The following is a 4,762-nucleotide window of genomic DNA, read 5'->3' as shown; positions in this document are numbered from 1 at the left end:
CGGCATTAACCTTATCAAATGGGCGAAATTGATGGCTGATCATCGGAATGGCGAGAATCGACTAGCTGGTGGCCGCTACAAAAATTTTAGGAATCAGGTGCTGGGAACGACTCGGAATCGGGTTTTTCTACGGCCTCGTTAAAGGCTAAGGATAGTCAGTCAAAAGGTACATGGATGAGTCAAAAGAATAGTGAGCGGCCTGGAGATATTGGGCCTTTTGTCAGAACATTGTTTGGATTGGTTTTTCTCTGCGTCTTAGCGTTAGAGCTGCTGCTACTGTATAAGTTTTTTACAAAGCCACCTGGCCCATCGCTTCCTTACATATTAGCGTTAATCGCTGTTCACCTTTGCACATTTTTTACTGGTAATGCTGCGTACACAGGCAATATCCATGGTTTCAAAGATTAGAGGCTTAATGTTCAAAGAGATGGTTGCGACTCATTGGTTAAAGGTGCTGCCTTGCTTTAACAAGTCGCTGTAGTACGCGGCCGATGGCCGCCGGACGCCCTTTACATTGCGGCTTCGCCTCCATTACAAGGCCGCCGCTAAGCTCAGCGTTAGCGAAAAGACAAGGGCGTTGTCGCGAGGCAGGGTCTGGAAGAAGTCCAACGCGAAAACGCGGGGCTGTTCACATAGCAATCTGAGGGGGCGTTCATATGTTCAAGGTAGAAAAAGTTTCAGATAATCGCGTTCACATCGAGATCAGCGGGAAGATCACGGCAGAAGAAATGAGAGTCGGAATTGACGACTTGATCGCCAGTTCCGACCAAATAACGAACGGAAGCATGCGTGGCCTGATTCACGACTTTGATCTGCCGTCGCTGGGTGCGTTTGCAGTGGAGCTTTCCAGGCTGCCTTCCCTGTTCGGCCTCGTTCGAAAGTACGACCGGACTGCCGTGATAACCGACAAGGAATGGGTCAGGAAAGCCAGCGAGATAGAAGGAATGCTGATTCCGGGCTTCGAGGTCAAGGCCTTCGGTCTCGATGAAGAGGCCGAAGCCGAGGCTTGGCTGTCGACGTGAACTAGCCGCATCCAGAATGGCGGGGAAATAGGGCAGGCTACATACCCAAGGACTTTGAGGCTAAAACAGCGAATTGCGCTAACAAGGCCAGGCACGGCGACGGCTACTCCATTGCGGCTTCGCCCCCATTCCGTAGCCGCGCATGCTGGCGGCGTTAAAACGTAAATACAGGAGGTTACATGCAACGGATCGCATCACAAATTACTCTGGGGGTTAATCTGTTCTTCCTATCCTTGATCCCTAGCATTGCCCTTGCCGAAAACTCGGCCCCTGAAGACTATCTCGCCAATAAACCGCTGGTGTTGGAGGTTCGGTATTGTGAGTGTCAGGCCACAAAACCGGATAGCTTACCCTCTGATTTATTGCCAAGTTTTCTGGAGGAATCGGGATTTTTAAGGGTTAGCGTATCGAGCAAGGATAAAGGCTTTGCCTCTTCCAGTGAGTTGTCCATAGGTTATGAACTCAAGCCAATCATGGGCTCGTCCGACCAATTTCAGTTCAACTATGCTGGCAATTACACTACAAGCAATGGGAGCAGTGCTGGTAACGGGGAGTTGCTGTTGGTTCAGGGGCAGTGGGTCAACCTTTTCGGCTCACAGCATGAGAATGAAACTGGATCGCAACACAACAACGTTGCGGTGCGGTTGGCTAAACCCGGTGGTTCCTGATGGTAGGTTTTAACCAGTGCAGGCACGGCGACGCCTACTACATTGCGCCTTCGGCTCCATTCCGCAGGCGCGCATGCTGCAGGCGTTATATTTTTTGAGTAGTCATGAGCACGATAATTATAACTGTATCAACGTCACTACTTTTATTTATGTTGCCGATAACCGCTTATCAGGCATACAAAATATTGCTTATTGGTAGCTGTGATCCAAAATTTGGCTGTTGGGGCATCTTCGAACTTAGCTTGTTAATTGGCTTAGCGTACGGTTTTATATCTTTAGTTGCACTAATCACGGTTCAGTTGGTATCCAAAGTAAACATGCTCAACGGACTAGCTGTGCTGGTAACACTGCTACTCGGAGCAGCACATTGGTTTGTGCTTTCGATTGAGCTTTTAGATTCACTAACCATGCAAGTGCTATTTTGGCTGGCGTTGTCAGGTGTGTTTTATTCACTTGCAGCTGTAATTTCAAAAAAATATAACAAGCAAAGCCAGCCGACGCGTACCGCGCAGCTGCTTTGAGCGTTATATATCCAGGGATGGTTTTAAGGTGAAACTGTATAGTGTTCTATCTGTAATTTTCTTAGCAGGCTGTTCTGCGATGTTTAGTGACCAAGAAATAGAAGCAAACTGCTTTCCCACTTCCAATCAAACAGTTAAGAGTTTTTTTAAAGAGCTGAATAAAAATCGAGCATATATTTGGTCTATAGGGGGCGTCAATGATGACGCTGCTGATACTCCTTTCTTGGTCGAAAACGGTATCAATGGTTTTTTATTACCGAAAAAAATAACTAGCCCAATGGAGATTGTTGTAGGAGAAGAAAAATTATACTTTACAGGGCGTGTTTTCAAAAAGTGGCCAAGTTGGGGCGAGTACTATATTGGTGGTGGTAGAAAAAATATAAAAATTGAGGTTTTTACCAAAGGAAATGGTTACTTGGTTTTTCAGAGCGACATCCCTAATTCAATCAAAAACGAGTTACCAAATCGCTGTACGTTCAAATAAAGTGAATATATAACAAGGTGGTCAACGGGACGCCAACTGCGCTGCGCTCCGTTGCCGCCCATTACCACTGGCGTTAAATTTCCTGAGAGGTCACGAGCATGTCCGAATGGGATGACGATATCGCGGCGCTTGATATGAGCGATGTCGAAAAAAATGGCCTGCAGGTTTATCGAAATTATACAAAGGCATTCGAGAGGGATCAGGCAAAGAAATTTGCAATAGAGGTTAATTCTGAATCTCACGATGTATCGAGGTTAAGCAAGGTATGTGATGCCATAGCATCTGATGATGAAAGGCTTGTCCCGGTAATAGCTTGCGCATTTGCTGACGAAGCGCTTGATGAAATGTACAAGCGTGAAGTGCCCAAGGGCATCCCGGGAGGTAGAGACAGCCTATTCTCTGGGTACGGGCCGTTCTCAAGTCTGTCAAAGAGAATACAAGTTGCCTACGCCTTTGGCTGGATGAGTGAAGATATACTGAAAGACATGGATTCGCTGAGAAAGGTCAGGAATAAATTTTCCCACTTATGGGACCATGAATCGCTATCTGGCTATGCCGAACAAGCCCCAACCTCTGATATCACTCCCATAGAAACAATGTTCAAAGAGCATGAGGAGCGATTGCTTTTGGCTGGGGTAGAAAACCTTGACTCCCTTGGGCGCCTCCGAATCCGGACGATTTGGTTATTGGGTAGGCTATATTATGAGTCGCTACTATATCCCCTCGCACTTAAAAGGCGGCTACAACCCTATGTTGTGCTCTACGGAGAGCATCAACCAGATCTGTTATCACAGATCGCTGGCGTGTGTAGCGAATTCACTCGGAAAGTGCTTAGGGGAAAAATTTAACAAGGCCAGGCACAGCGACGGCTTTTTCGTTCCGGCTTCGCCTCCACTACAAAGCCGCGCGTGCTGGCGGCGTTAGCCAAAGGAGAAATCATGGCAGTAGGGGTTACTGTAGGATCAATTACCGGTGAAATCGGTGCTGGGAGTTTTGTTCATTCATTCTTCTCTACTGTTAGCGTCCACTGTGAGACGAATGGCTGGGGGAGTCGATACCCTCGTTTGATGAACGAGCTATATCAGGGTCACCTGCCATCCTCGCATGCAATAGCAGCGATCGAAGAGCTTCGAGATGCAAAGTCGGTGCTCGATAAAATTCCACCATCCGAAGTGGTGTGGGACGCAGAGAATCGAGATGCTCAGCCACCATGGGGGACCAATATATCCTCTGATATTACAAGCCTGGGTAATTACTTTGTCTCCAGTACCGGTCGGGATGTGTTCGCGTTGCTAGAGGAGGTTTTGCAGGTGTCGGCAGATCGGCAAGAGGACGTCAGTCTTGGCTAACAAATCGTTCAAGTACGTTCCCGGCCTGAAGGCCGTCCACCGGACGCCCTTTTCTCCGCTTCGCTGCAGAAAGGTCGCCGCTTAACATTGGCGTTAAAGGGTAGATCATTAGTCATGGCACGGAGGCAATTTCTGGATGGGACGATAAAGGTTAGTGATCTTTCAAAGGTTACTGGTCTGCGCATAACTCCAGTCACCGCTGGAACAAGCGGTAGAGCTTTCAGGGTCATTGCTTTACCTAGAAAGGAAATCATCTATTGGTCATTTTTCCGCGTCAAAGTTAATCGGTTCGCTAGAAAACAATCGGAAGAACTGCAAGTGCCAGTTGATTTTGAGCCCAGCCTTTATGGACAGTCACTGAAGTTTGAATACAGTTATGAGCCTTTCGAATACATTGTAGGCGGAGTATTGTCGATAGGGATGGCTGGGCTTTTACAGTTGGATATGGATGGGTCGAGTGCACTAGCCGCAGTCTTCTGTGGGCTTGGGATATTCCAATTGGTACAAGCTTACAAGGCGAGGGCAGCTTTCAAAAACCTTTAACAAGTGCATTAAGTCTGTTCCGGCCCGACGGGCCTCCACCGGACGCCCTAGTCGGGCGCCGCTTAATGTTGGCGTTGAGGCTGTAGAAAAACCCCGAAATCTCCACCCCGGTTTGGTAGGATCAGGCAAACGGACAAGGAGTCGTTGGCATGCCTCGCTTCAAGCATTACAACTA

7 protein-coding genes are annotated in these 4,762 nt (G+C 47.9%); all 7 read left to right on the top strand.

The window, feature by feature from the left end; translation table 11 throughout:
- The first annotated feature begins 656 nt into the window (after window positions 1-656).
- The 7 genes from ABJM11_RS12120 (at window position 657) to ABJM11_RS12090 (ending at window position 4,587) form a co-directional block, all read left to right on the top strand.
- Window positions 657-1,022 carry an STAS/SEC14 domain-containing protein gene (locus tag ABJM11_RS12120; RefSeq protein WP_348292928.1) on the top strand — a complete coding sequence of 122 codons (366 nt, stop codon included), beginning with the start codon at window positions 657-659 and terminating at the stop codon, window positions 1,020-1,022.
- A gap of 179 nt (window positions 1,023-1,201) precedes the next feature.
- Window positions 1,202-1,690, top strand: a complete 489-nt coding sequence (locus ABJM11_RS12115; protein WP_232903289.1) for a hypothetical protein — start codon at window positions 1,202-1,204, stop codon at window positions 1,688-1,690.
- A 104-nt stretch (window positions 1,691-1,794) separates the two neighbouring features.
- Window positions 1,795-2,211: a hypothetical protein gene (locus tag ABJM11_RS12110; RefSeq protein ID WP_348292930.1), complete on the top strand. Its 417-nt coding sequence runs from the start codon at window positions 1,795-1,797 to the stop codon at window positions 2,209-2,211.
- Window positions 2,212-2,239: 28 nt separating this feature from the next.
- On the top strand, window positions 2,240-2,695 hold the full coding sequence (locus tag ABJM11_RS12105; protein WP_348292932.1) for a hypothetical protein: 456 nt from the start codon (window positions 2,240-2,242) through the stop codon (window positions 2,693-2,695).
- 98 nt (window positions 2,696-2,793) lie between these two features.
- Complete coding sequence (locus ABJM11_RS12100; protein ID WP_348292934.1) at window positions 2,794-3,543, top strand: hypothetical protein; 750 nt, start codon at window positions 2,794-2,796, stop codon at window positions 3,541-3,543.
- A 90-nt stretch (window positions 3,544-3,633) separates the two neighbouring features.
- On the top strand, window positions 3,634-4,044 hold the full coding sequence (locus ABJM11_RS12095; protein ID WP_348292936.1) for an immunity 70 family protein: 411 nt from the start codon (window positions 3,634-3,636) through the stop codon (window positions 4,042-4,044).
- A gap of 114 nt (window positions 4,045-4,158) precedes the next feature.
- Entirely contained in the window at window positions 4,159-4,587 is a 429-nt protein-coding gene (locus tag ABJM11_RS12090; protein ID WP_348292938.1) for a hypothetical protein, read from the top strand.
- Window positions 4,588-4,762: the final 175 nt, after the last annotated feature.

The sequence above is a fragment of the Marinobacter sp. genome, from assembly GCF_039977835.1.
Lineage (GTDB): Bacteria > Pseudomonadota > Gammaproteobacteria > Pseudomonadales > Oleiphilaceae > Marinobacter.
Note: the sequence above shows the minus strand (reverse complement) of the source record. Positions and strands in the feature narration are given on the sequence as shown.